This is a genomic window from Aeromonas sp. Lyrl_2 (genome assembly GCF_051948815.1).
In the GTDB taxonomy this organism is placed as follows: Bacteria; Pseudomonadota; Gammaproteobacteria; order Enterobacterales; family Aeromonadaceae; genus Aeromonas; species Aeromonas veronii.
The window spans coordinates 1-17,527 of the sequence record NZ_JAYJLJ010000013.1; the positions used below are offsets into that span (position 1 = coordinate 1).

Below are 17,527 nucleotides of genomic sequence, written 5' to 3' on the forward strand. Positions count from 1 at the left end.
AAAAAAGAGCGCCCGACCGGCGCTCTTTTTGATCGCGACAGCTGGGGTCGCGAGGGCATGTGCGGGCAGGGTTACTGCGCGCTATTTTGCCCGTTATTGTCGTGATGGCTGCGCAGGCGGATGTTGATCATCTCCACCACCAGCGAGAAGGCCATGGCGAAGTAGATGTAGCCCTTCGGAATATGCAGATCCATCCCCTCGGCCATCAGGGCGAAGCCCACCAGGGTGAGGAAGGAGAGGGCTAGCATCTTGATGGTGGGGTGGTTGTCGACGAAATCACCGATGGATTTGGCGGCAAACATCATGATGAAGACGGCGATCATGATGGCCAGCACCATCACCGGCACGTGATCGGCCATGCCGACCGCGGTGATCACCGAGTCGAGGCTGAACACGATATCGAGGATGGCGATCTGGATCAGGGTGCTGATGAAGCCCGAGGCCGCTTTGCTGACGCTTTCCGGCTCGGCCGCCCCTTCCAGGGTGACGTGGATCTCGTGGGCACTCTTGCCGATGAGGAACAGGCCCCCCAGCAGCAGGATCAGGTCGCGGCCGGAGATGGCTTCACCCAGCACGGTGAAGAGCGGATCGGTGAGGCGCATCACCCAGGCCAGCGAGAGCAGCAGCAGGATCCGGGTACCCATGGCGAGCCCCAGACCCAGAATGCGCGCTTTTTGACGCTGCGCCTCCGGCAGGCGACCTACCAGGATGGAGATAAAGATGATGTTGTCGATGCCCAGCACGATTTCGAGCAGGGTAAGGGTGGCGAGTGCGACCCAGGCAGAGGGATCAAGAACCCATTCCAGCATGATTGAACCTTGGTTGAAAATTTGGTTGGAAAATTGAAGCAGCGCATTCTAGCAGGGGCGCCACTGCTTGTCCCAGAGGGGGGAAAAGATAAAAATGGTGGCCATCGCAAGGGAGGCTGGCATGTTTCGATTAGGGTTCATTATTAATCCGGTCGCCGGGATTGGCGGCGCAGTGGGGCTCAAGGGCAGTGACGGTGTGGTTGCCGAGGCGCTGGCCCGAGGCGCTGTGCCCAAGGCGCAGGATCGGGCGCGGCAAGCCTTGTTGCCACTGTGCGAGCTGAATGTCCCGTTCGAACTGCTGACGGTGGCGGGAGAGATGGGGGAGGCGGTGGCCCGCGAGCTGGGGTTGCCCTGTCGGGTCATCTATCAACCGGCCGGGGAGAGCACCTCTGCTGACGATACCCGCCACGCCGCCGGGTTGATGCGCGAAGCCGGGGTCGATCTGCTGCTGTTTGCCGGTGGCGATGGCACGGCGCGGGATATCTGCGCCGCGGTGGGGGAGTCTTGCCATGTGCTCGGCATTCCCGCGGGGTGCAAGATCCACTCCGGCGTCTACGGGGTGACCCCCGCCGCCAGCGGGCGGGTGGTGGCGCGGATGATCGCAGGGGAACTGCTCAGCCTGATCGATGCTGAGGTGCGCGACATCGACGAGGAGGCGTTTCGCGCGGGCAAGGTGCGGGCCCGCCACTACGGCCAGCTGAAGGTGCCCGGCGATCTGCGTTACGTACAGGCGGTAAAACAGGGGGGCAAGGAGTCCGAAGAGCTGGTGTTGGCGGATCTCGCCGCCGGTGTGGTGGAGCAGATGGAGCCCGATACCCTCTATCTGATGGGCTCCGGCAGCACGGTGGCAGCCTGTATGGCAGAGCTCGGTCTGGAAAATACTTTGCTCGGTGTGGATCTGGTGGAAAATGGCCGACTTATCGGGCAGGATCTCAGCGCCGCCGAGATCCTGACCCGGATCCGCGGCCGTCGCTGCCGACTGATCATTACCCTGATAGGCGGACAGGGACATCTGTTCGGGCGCGGAAATCAGCAATTGAGTCCTGAGGTGATTCGGTGTGTCGGGCTGGAGAATATCCAGGTGCTGGCAACCAAAGCCAAGCTTGCCGCCCTTGCGGGCAGGCCGCTGCTGGTGGACACCGATGATCCCGAATTAAACCGGGCGTTGCGTGGTTATCTGCGAATAACCACGGGATACAAGGATCAGGTCATCTACCCGGTGGCCAACCCGGAATAGGACGCCAAGGACGCTGCTGGCCTGGCGCCAGAGAGCTGCAATCAACCGGATTGCGGTTCCATACCCCCGAATTTTTTGCCGCAAATGAGGCTGCGTTACATGACGATTCACGATTTTGAGCACAAGTTGTTGGGACTGATCGACAGCATGGTTGCTACCGCGACCGATGATGAGCTGTTTGCGGGGGGTTACCTGCGAGGTCATATCTCATTGGCCGTTGCCCGGGCCGAGCTGGAAGGCAAGACTCTGGTGCGGGACGTCAAGAGCTATGTGCTGCGCAGCCTCAACGAGGCGATCTTGCAAGGTGAGCTATCTGAAGAGGATGAAAAACTGGTGCAGGCGATGTGGAGTCGTTTGCAACAAGACGCAGAAGCTTGATCGGATACACAATTCAAACTGAAGTTTGAGTTTATTCTTCCCCTGAAGTTAGTGAAAGGTTAATAATAAGTTTCGCCTTTTGTTTCAGGGATTAAACTATGGCCTCCTCATCACGCATTGCCAATAAACTGCCGCTCGAGATGCTCTATCACTGGGAGCGGCAGTGTCCTGATCGAACCTACCTGCGTCAAACCATCAATCGCGAATATGTCGATTTCACCTGGGGTGAAGTGGCCGATGAAGCGCGGCGGATGGTGACGGCCTTGCGTCACCTCGGTCTGGTAGCGGGTGACAAGGTGGCGCTGCTCTCCAAGAATTGCGCCCAGTGGTTTATCGCCGATCTGGCGATGCAGATGGGGCAATACGTGAGCGTGCCCATCTACCCGACTGCCAACGTCGACACCATCGAATATGTGCTGCGCCACAGCGAGGCCAAGGCGATCTTCGTCGGCAAGCTGGATGACTGGAAGAGTCAGGAGGCGGGCGTACCCGCCGATCTGCTGCGCATCGCCTTCCCCTATGACACCATGCCGGCCAGCCACCAGTGGGACGATCTGCTGGAGGCGCATGAGCCGATCCCTGACAGCCCGGTGCAGGCCCCTGACTCCCTGCTGAGTCTGGTCTACACCTCCGGCAGTACCGGCAAGCCGAAAGGGGCCATGCTGAGCGTCGAGCGTTACGCCTGGTCGTGCGAGAAGCTGGTGGAGACGGTGAGCCTGAGTCAGGCCGATCGGGGCTTCTCCTACCTGCCGCTGGCCCATATTACCGAGCGTGTCTACATCTACGGCGGCAGCCTCTATGGCGGTGCTACCATCGCCTTCCCTGAATCCCTCGACACCTTTATTGAAGATGTCAAACGCTGCCGTCCCACCGTCTTTATCTCGGTGCCACGACTGTGGGCCATGTTCCGCATCAAGATCCACGAGAAGCTGCCCCAGAACAAACTGGCGTTGCTGCTCAAGATCCCGCTTATCTCCGGCCTTATCAAACGCAAGCTGCAAAAGGGGTTGGGACTGGATCAGGCCCGGGTACTCGGCTGCGGCTCCGCGCCTGTCTCCCCAGCGCTGCTTGAGTGGTATCTGAGCATCGGCCTCAAGGTGACTGAAGCCTGGGGCATGACCGAGAACCACGCCTACTCCACCATCAACTACCCGTTCCGCGCCGACAAGATCGGCACCGTCGGCAAGGCGGGGATCGGGGTGACCATCAAGATCTCCGACGAGGGGGAGATCCTCTGCCGCTGCGAAGGGATGATGCTGGGTTACTACAAGGATCCCGAGCACAGCGCCGAGGCCATCGATGCCGAGGGGTGGCTCCACACCGGCGACATGGGCAAGCTGGACAAGGAGGGTTATCTCACCATCACCGGCCGGATGAAGGATGTGTTCAAGACCGCCAAGGGCAAGTATGTGGCGCCGGTACCCATCGAGGGGCTGCTGGGGCAGGAGCCCATTATCGAACAGCTCTGCGTGATTGGTTACGGCATGCCCCAGCCCATTGCGCTGGTGCAGCTGGCCGAGAGCGCCATGAAGGGCAATCGGGAGGAGGTCAACGCCAGACTGGAAGCTGCCCGGGTGCGGGTCAACGATCAGCTGGAATCCCATGCCAAAATTCGCGGCATTCTGGTGGTGAAAACCCCCTGGAATATCGAGAACGGTGTGCTGACTCCCACCATGAAGATCAAGCGTCACCTGCTGGAGCAAAAGTACGCCCAGGTCGGGGATCGCTGGCCCTCATCCCAAGTGGTGGTGTGGGAGGAGTAAATTCCGTCTTTCCATAGCGCAACAAACAACAACGGCCCTTGATGGGCCGTTGTTGTGTTTGAGGCATATCACTCGCCGCTGTTTTGTCGGCGAGTAAAAGCGCGCCCGGTTAGATCTGCGCCAGCGCGGCGGCCAGATCGGCGATCAGATCGTCCGCATCTTCCACCCCGATGCTGAAGCGGATGAGGTCGTCATTGACCCCGGCGGCGAGGCGGCTCGCCTCGTCCATGGCGGCGTGAGTGGTACTGGCCGGATGGCAGGCGAGACTCTCGAGATCGCCCAGACTCACCGCCTGCACGAACAGCTGCAGGTTGTCGAGCAGGGTGGCACAGCGCTCAAACCCGCCTTCCAGCTCGATGCTCACCATGCCGCCAAAGCCGCTGGCGAAGGCGCCGAGGGCATCGTGGCCCGGATGGTTGGCAAGGCCCGGGTAGATCACCTTCTTCACCGCCGGATGGGCGGCCAGGAAGTCAGCCACCTTCTGGGCGTTGTGCAGGTGGGCATCCATGCGCAGGGGCAGGGTCTTGACCCCGCGCTGCAGCAGGTGGGCCTCCTGCGGACCGATGGGGGAACCGATATGCTTGAGGGCCACGGTGCGAATCGACTTCATCAGCGCGTGAGAGCCCGCCACCACCCCGGCGATGATGTCGCCGTGGCCGCCCAGGTACTTGGTGCCACTGTGCATGACGATGTCGATGCCAAGCTCCAGCGGGCGCAGCAGGTAGGGGGTGAGGAAGGTGTTGTCACACACCGTAATGGCGCCCACCTTGCGGGCCGCTTCCACTACCACCCGCGGGTCCACCACCTTGAGGGTGGGGTTGGTCAGGGTTTCGAACAGTACCACCTTGGTGGCGGGGCGGATGTTGGCCAGCAGATCCTGATCGCTCTCATAGGCGGTGACCTTGATGCCGGCGCGGCTGAAGGTCTGCTTGAGAAACGCATCGGTGCCGCCGTAGAGCGGGCCGATATAGGCCACTTCATCGCCGCTGTCGGCCAGGGCATACATGATGGCGCTCACCGCTGCCATGCCGCTCGCCACCACCAGCGCTTCATCGGCACCTTCAAGCGCCGCCAGTTTTTGCTCCAGCTCGGCGGTGGTGGGGTTGCCAAAGCGGCTGTAGATAAAGCCGGGGGCCTGACCTGCAAAGCGCTCCTTGCCCGCCTGGGCGTTGAAGTAGCTGAAGGTGCTGCTCTGGTAGAGCGGGGTGGTGAGGGCACCGGTCTGTGGGTCGATCCGCTGGCCGCTGTGTACGCTCATGGTCTTGAATTTCATCGTGTTGCTCCGTGATGACCAGGCTCTGGCCATGACTTGTTTTGTTGTTCGTTGCTTGTTGTTTTTGTCAGCGCGGGTATGTGCATGCGGCTTGTGGCTTATGCATATACCCGCCTAGGGATCTTTACGCTGCTTAGGCCGTTATCGCTTCGCTTTCAGTGCGCGGGAAGCGAGCGGGTTCCCCATAGTGGCGGGCCGCCACATCCGGGTGGGAGCGCAGCCGCCCTTTCAGCACGTTCTCCCCCACCTGATAGAAGAGCGGATTGGTCGGGTCACTCTCCGGCCCTTGCGCCTGTGCTGCCAGCTCGGGGGAGAGGCTGAGCAGTGGCACGGTGGCATCGAGCCGCGCCGCCATAAAGAAGGCGCAGGAGAGGCGCGATACGCCGGGCGGCGGGCTCACCACCCGATGCAGGGTCGCCTTGAGATAGCCGTTTGAGGCTAGCTCCAGCAGCTCGCCGATATTGACCACCAGCGCTCCCGGCAGGGGGGGGGCGGAGATCCAGCCGTCGGCCGTCTCGACCTCAAGCCCCGAGTGATTGTCCTGCATCACCAGCGTCAGGTAGCCAGGATCCTTGTGGGCGCCGACCCCCTGACTGCTGCCGCCCGCCTCTTGCCCCGGGTAGTGAATCAGCTTCATGTGTTGGTAGGGGGCGCCGCGAATACTGTCGTCAAACACGTTGGCCGGTTGCTCCAACACCTCGGCAAAAGCGGCGAGCAGGGTGAGGGTGATATCGCTCAGCCGATCCTGCCACGCCAGCAGATGGCCTTTCATCTCGGGCAGGGCGGTCGGCCACTGGTTGGGGCCGATCAGCCGCTGCCAGGGTGCACGGGTCAGGGCCGCAGGCAGGGCTTGCGCCTCATTCATGATATCGAACTGCTCTCGCAGATCCGGCCGCTGGCGGGTCAGCTCGGCACCGACCCGGTTGTAGCCGCGAAAGTGGGGGCTGTTGACCATCTGCACCGTCAGCTTCTCCTGCTCCGGCAGGGCAAAGAAGCGCTCTGCCAGCGCCAGAGTCTCTAGCATCTCAATCTTGCTCAAGCCGTGGCCGACCAGATAGAAAAAGCCCACATCGCGGGCGGCCGCGGCCAGCCTGGCCAGCATAGGGCGACGTACCTCGGGCGCCCCGTTGAGGGCAGCCAGATCGATGATCGGCAGTGGTGAATGTTCCATGTGCACCTCCTCACTCTTTCGTTATCTCTGGCGCCATCTCTTCTGCTGCCTCTGGTGCGGGCAGGTCTGATGAGCGGCAAACGGGATGGCGCGACAGTGTGGCGGTATGCGCAGCGGTGTGGCGCCATCTGGAATGAAGGGGATGCTACTGTTCGGTGTTATAAGACGGAAACAACAAATTATTCTTAGTTATATACAAAATTCGAAATGGAATTCGGCGCTTGATGGGTTGACGGTTTTTTGCGCAGTCATTGCGGGGTAAAGGTGAAATGATGAGGGGGAGAGTGATAACCAGAGGCAAGTTGCCAGTGGCAAAAATGACCAAAACAGAAAATGGCCAAAACAGCAGGGAGGCGGATGCCTCCCTTCTGGTTGAGCGGTTTTTCACCTGACCGAAAGCACAGGCGAATGACCGCGTATTCTGGCCTTAACCGCCTGCTGGCTCTCAGTAACCCAGGGTAAAGCGCTGGCGCAGGTGAGCCGGTTTTTCCACCTCGTTCAGCACACCATCAGCCAGATCACCGGCGGTGATCCCGGCAGGCTGTTCGCCGCTAAAGAGCACCTGATCGCCACCAATCCGATAGCCGCCGCGCTTCTCGCCCGGTTCGAGGAACACCGGGGGAGAGACAAAGCGCCAGTCGAGGGTGGTTTCATGACGCAGGGCGGTGAGACCGTCGCGGGCCGCCAGCGCCCCCTGTTTCCACTCAGCCGGAAACTCCGGGGTATCCACCAGTTGCACGCCGGGGGCAACCTCCAGACTGCCGGCGCCACCTACTACCAGCAGCCAGCTGTTGGCCGATTTGGCTGCTGCGACGATCGCGTTGGCGCCCTTGAGGTACTGGTCGTAGATATCCGGTGTGGTCCAGCCCGGGTTGTAGGCGCTGATCACCCGATCGTGCCCCTTGAGCACCTCGGCCAATGCCTGCGGGTTTTGGGCATCTACCGCCACGGCGGTGACCTGCGGATGGGCGGCCACCTTGCTGACATCGCGGACGATGGCGGTGACGTGATGGCCGCGGCTGATGGCCTCGTTCAGGATGGCTGAACCGACAAAACCACTGGCACCGATCAGGGCAATCTTCATGGGGAACTCTCCTTCACTGTTGGAATGGGGCTATCCTACGCCGCCATTTATGATTTAATAATCACCTCAAAAATGCATGCACTTATAAGCTGGATTTAATAATGGAACAGCTCAGACGTTACGCCATCTTCGCCGCTGTGGTGGAAGCGGGCAGCATGACAGGGGCGGCCAAATCCCTTGGCATGACCCCCTCCGCCGTCAGTCAGCATATCAGCCAGCTCGAAAGCCTGCTCGGACTGCCCCTGCTCCATCGCTCCACCCGTCGTCTCAGTCTGACCGAGGCGGGAGAGGTGGTGTGGCAAGGGTGTCGGGCGTTGCAGCAGACTCTGAGCGAGACCGAGCTGCGCCTCTCGGAGGTGCGCGACGCCCTGCTCGGGGAAGTGCGGATCACCGCCCCGGTGGGGATGGCGGGCCAGCCGCTGGCTCTGGCCCTCTCGCCGCTGTTGCAGGCCCATCCCGGCCTCACCATCCAGATCATCGCCGACGACGAGAAGCGGGATCTGATTGCCGAGCGGATCGACGTGGCGCTGCGGGTCGGCACCTTGCCTGACTCGACCCTGGTGGCCCGCAAACTGGGGCAGACCCGGATGCTGCTCTGCGCCGCTCCCGCCTATCTGGCGCGCAAGGGGACGCCGCGCATGCCCGCCGATCTGGCCACCCACGACTGGCTCTGCGGCGACATGCTGGGCAACGGTTTGCTGCTGCAGGATGAAAAGGGTGGCGAACACAGGGTGAGGTTCAAGGCCAAGGTGCTCTGCAATAACGTGTTGCCCTTGCGCCAGTTTGCGCTGGCGGGGCAGGGGATCTCGCTGCAACCGGAGGGAGAGATTGGCGAGGATCTGGCACAGGGGCGTCTGCTCGAACTGCTGCCCGGTTTTCGGGTGCAGCCGATGGAGATCCACGCCATCACGCCGCAGCGGGAGATCCCGGAGAAGGTGCGGCGGGTGGTGGAGGCGCTTCGCAGCTATTTCGGCACGACGATGTCGTCATGAGCTGCGCCTTAATGGTTGAGAAAAGGCGCCCGATTATCCTGAAGGGGGATTATCCATAAGGCGGTTTGTCGAGAAGAGCGATAGCCCGGATGAGGAGATGGGCATGCTTGACTGTTAAGTATACTTAAAACGAACTGACGGCCCGCACCTGATCTTTGAGCCAATTAAGCCCGGTATCCTGACCGGAGCTCTTGTGCCAACTCATGTAGACGGGGCAATCCTCCGAGAGCCAGGGGAGGGGATAGCTGGCCAGATCCAGCGCTTGCCCCAGCTTCTCCATATGCCACTGGCTGGCGACGCAGAGCCAGTCGGTACGACTCACCAGATGAAGGGCGGTGAGCAGGGAGTCGCTCTCGTAGGCAATCTGGCGCGGCGGCAGCGGCGCCTTGGTCAGGGTGTTTAGCAGCAAGCTGTCGAGCCGCCTGGTTTGCAATACCACATGCTTTTCGTTGAAGAAGGTGGCCATGTCGGGGGCTTGGCGGATCCTGGGGTGATCCTTGCGGCAGGCGATGCGCAGGGCCTGGGACATGATCTGCTCGTTTTCGATCCCCTGCTCTGCCATCGGCTTGGTGGCCAGCACCAGATCAACGCTGTGCAGATAGAGGCTGTTCTGGCGCAGGGCTTCGTCCTGCACCTGGGTGTTCCACTCCAGCTGACAGTTGGGGGCTTGGGTCTGCAACAGGTTGTTGAGCTCCGGCAGGAAGAAGATATCGATATCGGGCACCCCCGCGATTCGAAAGGTGCGCCGACTGGTCTGGGGATCAAAGAGATCGGTGCGTTGCAGGCTGCGCTCCATGTCGTGCAGCGGCACCATGATCTCGTGGTGCAGACTGAGCGCTCGCGCCGTGGGGGTGATGCCGCGTCCCTGGCGGACAAACAGCGGCTCACCCACCAGGGTGGTCAGGCGGCTGATGGCCTGACTGATGGCCGAGGGGGTCATCTCCATCATCTCGGCGGCCGTGGTGACACCACCATAGCGGATCACCGCATCGAGGACGCGAAAGAGATTGAGATCGACTTGAGACATGGTGGCTACCGTTAAGCATGATTAAACAGTTAACATACTGAACAGCCTCTTGTCTGGCCAGCATTCCCTGCGATAACTGTGATGTTTCCCTCTCTATTCGTCATCTTCCATCTTGCCGAGAATGCGATCGAGCCTGTTTTACAGCCATGCTTAAGCCCGGCAGGTGGCCCGCGGCATAGAGTAGCGCGACCAGCAGCAAGCCGCCCAGAAAGAGCCAGCGAGCGCTTCCCCAATGGCCGCTGTCCGTCATCAGGGCCGCCAGCAACAGGGGGCCCAGCAGCTGACCGAAGTTGGCGAGCTGGACAAAAAAGCCCTGCACGATGGCCAGTTGCACCGGCCCCTGACTCACTCCCTGCGCAGACGAGAGGATCGCCGGCGGCGCCATGCCACCCGAAAGGGAGAGGGCGAGGCAGAGTCCATAGGCCCACCACGGCGACAGGCCGGGCCAGAAGGCGAGCATGCCGCACAGTGCCATCAGGCCCAGTGCCCAGCTGATGAGCCGATCTCGTGCCACGCCCCGGCGCAGCAGCCATGCCCCCATCAGGTTGCCGGGAATATTGGCGACCACCGCCAGCGCCGAAAGCAGGGCGATCTGGCTTTGGCCAATCCTGGGGCTGCCTTGCAACATGGTTGGCAGCCAGACAAAGAGCGCCCAGAGCATCAGGCTGTAGAGCGTGAACGCCAACCCGTAGCGCCAGAGTGCCTTCTGCCGGAGCACCGTCAGTTGGCGTAGCGGGTGGCCCGAGTTGATCGAGTTTTGGGATGCCCAGACCCGCAGTTTATCTGCTGAGCGACTGGCGAGCAGAAGCAGCAGGGCAGAGAGTTGCAGAGCCATCAGGATCAGCCAGGCCAGTCGCCAGCCACCTTGCGCCGTGAGCCAGGGGGTGAGCAGCATACCCGCCGCCGCCCCGAGGGGCAGGTTGACTGCCCACAGGCTTATGGCCAGCCGTTTATCCTCCTCCCGGGTCACCGCCACGATAAAGGCGGGCATGGCCACCGAGACCAGCAAAAAGCCAATCCCCTCGACAATGCGCGACAGCAGCATCATGGCCAGCCCGGTAGCGGGCAGCGCCAACGCACCGCCTGTGACGATAACCAAAAGCCCGACAACCCCGGTTTGCCGCCCACTCCAGCGGGTCAGCAACAGGCCGAGAAAGAGGCTGAAGAGGATCGCCAGCGTATTGAAAGCTGAGGCGAGATAGCTGGCTTCGACCAGTGTCAGCCCCAGCTCGCTGCGCAGTATGCCGAGCACGGCGGGCACTTTGCCAAGGCAGAGAGCGCCGCTGGCACCGGCAAAAATGGCGAGGAAGACCAGAGGCCAGCGCGTGCTTTGTGGCTGGTGGCCAGCGAGCGTGCTCATGGCCGATATTGGCCGTTGCGCAGCCACTCATCGTTGAGCTGACCAAATTCGCCGCGCTGATAGGCATGCCGCCGATCTGCAATGGCGTCGTGGCTGTTCATGACGAAGGGGCCATGTTTGACCAGGGGTTCATTGAGCGCCTGGCCTGAGAGCAGCACGAAGTGGCAGGGCTCGGTGGCCTCAAGTTGCAGTGCCACCGCCTCGGCGCCATCGGCAAGGAGGCTGACTGCCATCCCGTGACCTGCCGGGATCAGGTGCCGCTCTCCCTCAGACTGCAAAGTCAGTGACCCGGTCAGGGGATAGATCATGGCATTCCAGCCTGCCGCTAGCAGATGGGTGAAGCGGCTGCCGGGCGTGCAATGGCCATCGAGCAGGGTAAAGGGTTGGGGCAGTGCTACCGAGTGTGGTGCCGTTATCCCGTTGCTGTGGCCTGCGACCACCCGTACTCGCACCCCTTCGCCATGAAACTCGGGGATGGTGGCTGCGGCTGCGTGGACGGCAAAAGGCGACGCCATCTTCTGACGGGCAGGCAAGTTGACGAAGATCTGCAGGGCGTGGACATAGGGCGATGCCCCTTCCGGCTGCTCGGTATGTACGGCCCCGCGCCCGGCCGCCAGCCAGTGGAGCGCACCCGGTTCGATGGGGCCCTGATTGCCGAGGGAGTCGTAGTTGACGTGGGGGCTCGTCGAATCCTCGAACAGATAGGTGACGGCAGAGATCCCGGCGTGGGGATGGGGCTCGAAGGTGGGGGCGGTCATCTGGAAGTGATCCACCATCGCCACGGGGTCTATCAGACCGTTGAAAAAGTGTTCGCCAAAATGGCTGGCTTCAAAGCCGCTGCCAATGCGCAGCGGTTGGCCCTTGACGGGGGCGGAGAGAGTAAGGCGTCTGGTCATCGATATAACCTCTTGAAGACAAAAGATGCCTTCGGTCAGATGACCGAAGGCGGGTGAGTTACGACTTCTTGGCACCCTCTTGCATCTGCCACACTAGGGTGGCGAAAGGCATGTCGAGGGCGCTGTAGACATCGTGCGCCTTGGGGTCGACGTTGCTGCGTAGCATCTCGACCGCGGCAGAGGCGTAGTCGGTGACCGGGATACCGGCCCCCAGCAAGCGTTGCAGACCCGTGGTGCGCTTGGCTTCGTTGAAGGTGCCGGAGGCATCGAGCACCACCCGGGCATCATAGCCGGCAGCCTTGGCAGAGAGGGCCGGGAAGCTGGCGCAGATCTCGAGGGATACCCCGGCGATGATCAGCTGTTTGCGGCCGGTCTTCTCAATGGCGGCGCGCACGGCGGGATCGTCCCAGGCGTTGATGACGGTGCGGTTGATCACCTTCACATCCGGCAGGGCACTGGTCAGTTCGGGCATGGTGGGGCCCCACATGCCATCGGGCATGGTCGCGGTCACGATCACCGGCACGCCGAGGGCGCGGGCGGCGTTGGCCAGCGCCACCACGTTGTGCTTGAGCTCGCCCACCGTGGTGTCGCGCACGCCGCTCAGCAAGCCGACCTGATGGTCGACCAGCAGCAGTACCGCATTGTCTCGGGAGAGCATCTCCAGATAGCGGTTGGGTGATACGGTCGGATGGCTGGTTGCCTCGGCAGCCATGGCCGGTGTCGCTGTGGTGGCCAGCGTGGCGGTCAGGGTCGCCAGACCGAGCAGGGTGGCAGAGCAGATTTGTCGCAGTTTCATGGTGAACTCCTTGTGATATCGGAACAGTCAAACGGCCCTGGCTGGTGGGGCGGATTGCCCGCGCAGCAACCGTCTGATGGGGACAGGGCCATTATGATGGCTGCAAAAATAGCGACAATCTGGTGAAATAGGTTCTTATCGTTCCATCAATGGAACGATGTGAATGCACCTCACCCTGACCAAGGCTGCCCGATGACACCACTGGAACTTGATTTGAATGATCTCTATCTCTTCACCCATGTGGTGCAGCGGCAGGGATTCACCGCCGCCGCGCGGGCGCTTGGCGTGCCCAAGTCGCGGGTCTCGCGCCGGATCCGGCTGCTGGAGGAGCGGCTGGATACCCGTCTGCTGCAGCGTACCTCGCGTCAGCTCAGCCTGACCGATGCCGGTGAGGTGCTCTATCGCCACTGTCAGGCGATGCTGGCCGAGGCGCAGGCCGGAGAGGCGGCAGTGCGGCAACGGCAGCAGGAGCCGAGCGGTCTGGTGCGCATCAGCGTGCCCATTACCATTGCCGATGCGCTGCTTGCCCGCTTGTTGCCCGTTTTTATGGCGCAATACCCCAAGGTGAGGCTCGCCGTGCAAGCCAGCAACCGGCAGGTGGATCTGCTTGAGGAGGGGCTGGATGTGGTGATCCGCGGGGTGGCCTTCGAGCAGCCCCCCTCCAGTCTGGTGCAGGTACCGCTCTGTACGGTGCAGTGGGGCGTGCTGGCGACCCCGGCGTGGCTCTCGCGCCACAATGCGCTGGCGCATCCACGCCAGCTGGAAGGAGAGGATGCCCTGCTTTTCAGCTCGCTGGAGCGTCAGGCCGATCTGTTGCGGCTGCGGCACGACAGTGGGGAGAGTGTGGAGGTGGCGGTCAATGTGCTGCTGCGCAGCGACAATGTGCAAACCCTCAAACAGGCGGCGCTGGCGGGGCTAGGAATGGTGGGCTTGCCACTTTACGCCTGCGTGAATGAGCTGGCGGATGGGCGGCTGCAACAACTGCTGCCCGAGTGGCGTCCCAAAGATGGCAAGCTGGTGATGCTCTATCCCGCGCGGCGCGGTCTGTCACCGGCGGTCAGGGCCCTCATCGACTTTATCAAGGCGCAGTTGCCTGCACTGCTGGCAGAGGTCGGTCAGCCACGCTGAGGAGGGCTATCCCTCCATCTTGCGGCGAATGCGCTCGAACAGGCTCTGCAGGCAGGCTTGATCCCGATCGGCGGCCCGCACCGCGCCGTACATATGGCGACGGATACCGCTGCCGAGGGGGCGGGCGCAGAGCATCCCCTGTCTGACAAACTCCTCGCTGGCCCAGCGCGGCAGGGCGGCGACGCCGAGTCCTGCGGCGGCCATCTGCAGCATCACAGAGGTGTTGTCCACCGGCTTGCAGCGGGCGGGCTCCACCCCGGCGGGTTGCAAAAAGCGGCTGAAGATATCCATGCGGCTGCGCTCCACCGGGTAGACCAGCAGCACCTCCGGCACCAGATCGCCCGGCTCGATGCGGCTCTGGTGGCAGAGGGGATGATCCGGCGCCATCACCAGTGTGAGATCGAAGGCAAACAGCGGCTCGAAGTGGAGATCGCCGCGGGCCTGCACATCGGAGGTGAGCAGCAGATCGAGCTGGCCGCCTAGCAGGGCATTGATGGCATCAAAGCCCGGCACTGACTCCACCTCCAGATCCACCCCAGGCCACTGGCGGCGAAAATCTGGCAATAGCGGCAACAGCCACTGGATGCAACTGTGGCAATCGAGCGCCAGATGCAGCCTGCCCGCATCGCCGCTCTGCAGGGCCTGCAACTGTTTCTCGGTCTGGGCCAGAGCGGGCAACACCTGACGGGCGAGGGCGAGCAGCTGGCTGCCTGCTGCGGTCAGCACCAGCGGGCGGCTTTTGCGCAGGTAAAGCTCCAGATTGAGGCGGGTCTCCAGCTCTTTGAGCTGGTGGGAGAGGGCGGACTGGGTGAGGTTGAGGGTCAGCGCCGCACCGGCCAGCGAGCCCTGCTCGGCCAGCGCGGTCAATGTTTTCAAGTGTTTGATCTCTATCCCTGCATTGCTTGGCACTGCCATAAGATGGCTCCTTGTGAGATTGCGTATGGCGCTGAGGTTGCGGCCGGCGGTTACCCTGCTGCGCTTCTTGACTCCGGCACCTCTTGCACCTGTAAACATCGGCCTCTGTATCCTCGCGGTGAACCTGATTGGCGGTCAGTTGAGGATTATTTGAGAGCCACTTGAAGAGGATTCAATAGCCAGCGTCACCTTATCTTGTCATTTTGGATGTGTAAACATCTGGATGGCTAAATCATCCAGTTTCCCATCAGATGAATGAGCATAAGGAAATGAACCTATGACACGAGCACACACCTTGGGCTTCCCCCGTATCGGCGCCAAGCGCGAGCTGAAATTTGCCCTCGAATCCTACTGGCGTGGTGAGACCACTCAGGCCGAACTCGTTGCCGTGGGCAAGACGCTGCGTGAGCGCCACTGGCAGGCCCAGCACGGCGCCGGGGTCAATCTGCTGCCGGTGGGCGACTTTGCCTGGTACGATCAGGTGCTCGGTACCAGTCTGCTGGTGGATGCGGTGCCTGCCCGTCACCGCCATGGCGAGACCGATCTCGACACCCTGTTCCGGGTCGCCCGCGGCCGTGCGCCGACCGGCCCGGCGGCGGCCGCCGCCGAGATGACCAAATGGTTCAACACCAACTATCACTATCTGGTGCCGGAGTTCAGCCGTGATCAGCGCTTCAAGCTGGGCTGGAGCCAGCTGTTTGACGAGGTGGAAGAGGCCAAAGCGCTGGGGCTGCCGGTCAAGGCGGTGCTGCTGGGACCGGTCTCTTATCTGTGGCTCGGCAAGGAGAAAGAGAGCGGCTTCTCCCGCCTTGAACTGCTCGATCGCCTGCTCATCGTCTATCAGGAGATCCTGGCCAAACTGGCTGCGCAAGGGGTGGAGTGGGTACAGATCGATGAACCTGCGCTGACGCTGGACCTGCCGGACGAGTGGCGGCTGGCCTATCTCAACGCCTACGAGCGCCTTGCGGGCCCTTGCAAGCTGCTGCTCACCACCTATTTCGGCTCGGTGGCCCATCAGCGCGACATCATCACCAGCCTGAAAGTGGATGGCTTGCATCTGGATCTGGTTGCCGCCCCCGAGCAGCTGGAGACCCTGGTGCCGCATCTGCCCGCCCAGTGGGTCATCTCAGCCGGGGTGATCAACGGCCGTAACGTCTGGCGTGCCAATCTGGCCAAGCTGGCGCCGACTCTGAAGGCACTGAAAGCCAGACTCGGCGAGCGGCTCTGGGTGGCCTCCTCCTGCTCATTGCTGCACAGCCCGGTGGATTTGACCCTGGAGCAGGAGCTGGATCCCCAGACCCGCAGCTGGTTCGCCTTCGCCTTGCAAAAATGTTTCGAGCTGGGACTGCTCAGAGAGTATCTGGATGGGGGCGAGCTCGACAAAATCACCGCCTACAGCCAGCCCATCGTGGATCGGGAGTCCGACAGCCGGGTGCACAAAAAAGCGGTGCAGTCACGGCTCGCCAGCCTCACCAACAGCGATTTTGATCGCCACAGCCCCTATCCGGTCAGGGCCGAGCTGCAGCGCTCGGATCTCAAGCTGCCGCTGCTGCCCACCACCACCATCGGCTCCTTCCCGCAGACCTCGCAGATCCGGGTGTTGCGGCAGGATTGGCGCGCTGGTCGCATCGATGACAGCGCCTACGAGGCGGGCATAAAGGCCGAGATCCGCGATGCCATCGCGCGTCAGGAGGCCATCGGGCTGGACGTGCTGGTACATGGCGAGGCCGAGCGCAATGACATGGTGGAGTATTTCGGTGAGCTGCTGGATGGCTTTGCCATCACCCGCTTCGGTTGGGTACAGAGCTATGGCTCCCGCTGCGTCAAGCCGCCGGTGATCACCCGCGACATCGACCGCCCGGCCCCCATGACGCTCGAATGGACCCGATTTGCCCAGAGCCTGACCGACAAGCCGGTGAAGGGGATGCTGACTGGCCCTGTGACCATCCTCTGCTGGTCCTTCCCGCGCGAAGACGTGAGCCGCGAGCAATCTGCCCTGCAAATCGGGCTGGCCATTCGTGACGAGGTGGCAGATCTGGAAGCCGCTGGCATCAAGATCATCCAGATCGACGAACCGGCGATCCGCGAAGGCTTGCCCCTGCGCAAGCAGGATCATCAGGCTTATCTCGACTGGGCAGTGCGGGCCTTCCGTCTGAGCGCAAGCCCGGTGGCGGACCGCACCCAGATCCACACCCACATGTGTTACAGCGATTTCAACCTCATCATCGAGGCGGTGGCGGCGCTGGATGCGGATGTGATCACCATAGAGACCAGCCGTAGCCAGATGCAGCTGCTCGAAGCGTTCGAACGCTTCAACTACCCCAACGAGATTGGCCCGGGCGTCTACGACATCCACTCGCCGAACGTGCCGAGCCAGAGCTGGATTGAGGGGTTGCTGCGCAAGGCGGCCAAGCAGATCCCGGCCGAGCGGCTCTGGGTCAACCCGGATTGCGGCCTCAAGACCCGGGGCTGGGAAGAGACTGAGGCCGCCCTCAAGGTGATGGTCGATGCCACCAGGGCGCTGCGGGCCGAGCTGGCGTAACCGGCTAGCCGTGACCGCCATCGGTAAGGTGGCGTGCTGACAAACGAACGAGAGAGGGGAAGCCATTGCTTCCTCTCTCTTTTTTCGTTGGCCACTTTTCCACTGGATCCTGAACCTTGCCGCAGCCCGCTTTGCACTAGGCTCAGAGTTGGCAGA

The 17,527-nt window shown here is 62.1% G+C and carries 15 protein-coding genes; 6 read left to right on the forward strand and 9 right to left on the reverse strand.

The window, feature by feature from the left end; all coding sequences use genetic code 11:
• Positions 1–71 precede the first annotated feature (71 nt).
• The gene (locus VF684_RS12725; RefSeq protein WP_042083356.1) at positions 72–809 is read right to left on the reverse strand and encodes a TerC family protein; all 738 of its coding nucleotides are present in this window, start codon (positions 807–809) and stop codon (positions 72–74) included.
• 121 nt (positions 810–930) lie between these two features.
• Between VF684_RS12725 and VF684_RS12730 the strand changes: the two genes are divergently transcribed.
• The 3 genes from VF684_RS12730 (at position 931) to VF684_RS12740 (ending at position 4,187) form a co-directional block, all read left to right on the forward strand.
• Positions 931–2,046 carry an ATP-NAD kinase family protein gene (locus VF684_RS12730; protein WP_139440565.1) on the forward strand — a complete coding sequence of 372 codons (1,116 nt, stop codon included), beginning with the start codon at positions 931–933 and terminating at the stop codon, positions 2,044–2,046.
• 99 nt (positions 2,047–2,145) lie between these two features.
• A complete protein-coding gene (locus VF684_RS12735; RefSeq protein ID WP_005333639.1) occupies positions 2,146–2,424 on the forward strand; it encodes a YfcL family protein in 279 nt (92 codons plus the stop codon).
• 98 nt (positions 2,425–2,522) lie between these two features.
• On the forward strand, positions 2,523–4,187 hold the full coding sequence (locus VF684_RS12740; protein WP_005333638.1) for an AMP-binding protein: 1,665 nt from the start codon (positions 2,523–2,525) through the stop codon (positions 4,185–4,187).
• A gap of 109 nt (positions 4,188–4,296) precedes the next feature.
• Here VF684_RS12740 and VF684_RS12745 read toward each other — a convergent pair whose 3' ends face one another.
• The 3 genes from VF684_RS12745 to VF684_RS12755 all read right to left on the reverse strand — a co-directional run bounded on the left by VF684_RS12745 (position 4,297) and on the right by VF684_RS12755 (position 7,715).
• Positions 4,297–5,460 (reverse strand): trans-sulfuration enzyme family protein, encoded by a 1,164-nt coding sequence (locus VF684_RS12745; protein ID WP_440174307.1) that lies wholly within the window; start codon positions 5,458–5,460, stop codon positions 4,297–4,299.
• Positions 5,461–5,593: 133 nt separating this feature from the next.
• Positions 5,594–6,631 (reverse strand): isopenicillin N synthase family dioxygenase, encoded by a 1,038-nt coding sequence (locus VF684_RS12750; RefSeq protein ID WP_376900198.1) that lies wholly within the window; start codon positions 6,629–6,631, stop codon positions 5,594–5,596.
• A 445-nt stretch (positions 6,632–7,076) separates the two neighbouring features.
• Positions 7,077–7,715, reverse strand: coding sequence for an NAD(P)-dependent oxidoreductase (locus VF684_RS12755; RefSeq protein WP_139440568.1), 639 nt, complete (start codon positions 7,713–7,715; stop codon positions 7,077–7,079).
• Between the two features lie 101 nt (positions 7,716–7,816).
• On the opposite strand from VF684_RS12755, the gene VF684_RS12760 reads away from it, so the two are divergent.
• Positions 7,817–8,707 (forward strand): LysR family transcriptional regulator, encoded by an 891-nt coding sequence (locus tag VF684_RS12760; RefSeq protein ID WP_139399351.1) that lies wholly within the window; start codon positions 7,817–7,819, stop codon positions 8,705–8,707.
• Positions 8,708–8,831: 124 nt separating this feature from the next.
• Here the strand turns inward: VF684_RS12760 and VF684_RS12765 are convergent, their stop codons facing one another.
• The 4 genes from VF684_RS12765 to VF684_RS12780 form a co-directional block, all read right to left on the reverse strand.
• Positions 8,832–9,734, reverse strand: a complete 903-nt coding sequence (locus tag VF684_RS12765) for a LysR family transcriptional regulator (protein WP_005352600.1) — start codon at positions 9,732–9,734, stop codon at positions 8,832–8,834.
• A 100-nt stretch (positions 9,735–9,834) separates the two neighbouring features.
• Complete coding sequence (locus tag VF684_RS12770; protein ID WP_279459108.1) at positions 9,835–11,094, reverse strand: MFS transporter; 1,260 nt, start codon at positions 11,092–11,094, stop codon at positions 9,835–9,837.
• Positions 11,091–11,990, reverse strand: a complete 900-nt coding sequence (locus tag VF684_RS12775) for a pirin family protein (RefSeq protein ID WP_279459107.1) — start codon at positions 11,988–11,990, stop codon at positions 11,091–11,093. The genes VF684_RS12770 and VF684_RS12775 overlap by 4 nt, the downstream gene beginning before the upstream one ends.
• A gap of 58 nt (positions 11,991–12,048) precedes the next feature.
• Positions 12,049–12,786: an isochorismatase family protein gene (locus tag VF684_RS12780; RefSeq protein ID WP_017409602.1), complete on the reverse strand. Its 738-nt coding sequence runs from the start codon at positions 12,784–12,786 to the stop codon at positions 12,049–12,051.
• 192 nt (positions 12,787–12,978) lie between these two features.
• Here VF684_RS12780 and VF684_RS12785 point away from each other — a divergent pair, with 192 nt between their 5' ends.
• Positions 12,979–13,914: a LysR substrate-binding domain-containing protein gene (locus VF684_RS12785; RefSeq protein WP_279459105.1), complete on the forward strand. Its 936-nt coding sequence runs from the start codon at positions 12,979–12,981 to the stop codon at positions 13,912–13,914.
• Positions 13,915–13,920: 6 nt separating this feature from the next.
• Here VF684_RS12785 and VF684_RS12790 read toward each other — a convergent pair whose 3' ends face one another.
• The gene (locus VF684_RS12790) at positions 13,921–14,829 is read right to left on the reverse strand and encodes a LysR substrate-binding domain-containing protein (RefSeq protein ID WP_139731004.1); all 909 of its coding nucleotides are present in this window, start codon (positions 14,827–14,829) and stop codon (positions 13,921–13,923) included.
• A gap of 277 nt (positions 14,830–15,106) precedes the next feature.
• Here VF684_RS12790 and metE point away from each other — a divergent pair, with 277 nt between their 5' ends.
• Positions 15,107–17,371, forward strand: a complete 2,265-nt coding sequence (gene metE / locus VF684_RS12795; RefSeq protein ID WP_204381249.1) for a 5-methyltetrahydropteroyltriglutamate--homocysteine S-methyltransferase — start codon at positions 15,107–15,109, stop codon at positions 17,369–17,371.
• Positions 17,372–17,527 lie beyond the last annotated feature (156 nt).

Bases quoted from the DNA above. Each gene is read 5' to 3' on its own strand.
- VF684_RS12725 (WP_042083356.1), bottom strand. From the start codon at position 809: ATGCTGGAATGGGTTCTTGATCCCTCTGCCTGGGTCGCACTCGCCACC.
- VF684_RS12730 (WP_139440565.1), top strand. From the start codon at position 931: ATGTTTCGATTAGGGTTCATTATTAATCCGGTCGCCGGGATTGGCGGC.
- VF684_RS12735 (WP_005333639.1), top strand. From the start codon at position 2,146: ATGACGATTCACGATTTTGAGCACAAGTTGTTGGGACTGATCGACAGC.
- VF684_RS12740 (WP_005333638.1), top strand. From the start codon at position 2,523: ATGGCCTCCTCATCACGCATTGCCAATAAACTGCCGCTCGAGATGCTC.
- VF684_RS12745 (WP_440174307.1), bottom strand. From the start codon at position 5,460: ATGAAATTCAAGACCATGAGCGTACACAGCGGCCAGCGGATCGACCCA.
- VF684_RS12750 (WP_376900198.1), bottom strand. From the start codon at position 6,631: ATGGAACATTCACCACTGCCGATCATCGATCTGGCTGCCCTCAACGGG.
- VF684_RS12755 (WP_139440568.1), bottom strand. From the start codon at position 7,715: ATGAAGATTGCCCTGATCGGTGCCAGTGGTTTTGTCGGTTCAGCCATC.
- VF684_RS12760 (WP_139399351.1), top strand. From the start codon at position 7,817: ATGGAACAGCTCAGACGTTACGCCATCTTCGCCGCTGTGGTGGAAGCG.
- VF684_RS12765 (WP_005352600.1), bottom strand. From the start codon at position 9,734: ATGTCTCAAGTCGATCTCAATCTCTTTCGCGTCCTCGATGCGGTGATC.
- VF684_RS12770 (WP_279459108.1), bottom strand. From the start codon at position 11,094: ATGAGCACGCTCGCTGGCCACCAGCCACAAAGCACGCGCTGGCCTCTG.
- VF684_RS12775 (WP_279459107.1), bottom strand. From the start codon at position 11,990: ATGACCAGACGCCTTACTCTCTCCGCCCCCGTCAAGGGCCAACCGCTG.
- VF684_RS12780 (WP_017409602.1), bottom strand. From the start codon at position 12,786: ATGAAACTGCGACAAATCTGCTCTGCCACCCTGCTCGGTCTGGCGACC.
- VF684_RS12785 (WP_279459105.1), top strand. From the start codon at position 12,979: ATGACACCACTGGAACTTGATTTGAATGATCTCTATCTCTTCACCCAT.
- VF684_RS12790 (WP_139731004.1), bottom strand. From the start codon at position 14,829: ATGGCAGTGCCAAGCAATGCAGGGATAGAGATCAAACACTTGAAAACA.
- metE (WP_204381249.1), top strand. From the start codon at position 15,107: ATGACACGAGCACACACCTTGGGCTTCCCCCGTATCGGCGCCAAGCGC.